Annotated in this window: 1 protein-coding gene; it reads right to left on the bottom strand. The window is 54.8% G+C overall.

From position 1 onward, the window contains the following. The coding region (locus ACLD7X_RS18335; RefSeq protein ID WP_411425119.1) for an S-adenosylmethionine:tRNA ribosyltransferase-isomerase at positions 1-518 on the bottom strand (518 nt) is incomplete at both ends.

Below are 518 nucleotides of genomic sequence, written 5' to 3' on the forward strand. Positions count from 1 at the left end.
CCGTACCAGTACAGGCTTTCTAACGAACGCATGGAGGTAGTACCTACTGGAATAATATGCTCAACCTGTTGGATCAAGCCTTCGATCAGTCCCCGGGTATAGACTACCTGCTCGCTATGCATGTGGTGCTCCGTCACGGTTTCGGCCTTGATGGGCTGAAAAGTGCCCGCCCCCACGTGTAGAGTCAGGAAGGTACGTTGAATACCCTTCTTGTCTAGTTCACTGAATACTTGTTCGGTAAAGTGCAGTCCGGCGGTGGGAGCCGCCACGGCCCCTTCCTGACGAGCGTACACAGTCTGGTAAGTGTGCGAATCTTCCGCTTCGGTGTCCCGGTTCAGGTAGGGTGGGAGAGGTATCTCGCCCAGGGCCTGTACCACATCCAGAAACGTCCCGTCTCCCTCCCATGACAACTCAACAAAGTTCTGTTCGTAATCTACGTAGCGGGCTTGCAGCGTCACGTCACTACCCAGTAGCGGAATGGTCTGGCGCAGGACATCCGTAGGTTTCCAGCGCTTTTT

The organism is Aphanothece microscopica RSMan92 (genome assembly GCF_046613545.2).
Taxonomy (GTDB): Bacteria; Cyanobacteriota; Cyanobacteriia; order PCC-6307; family Cyanobiaceae; genus NIES-981.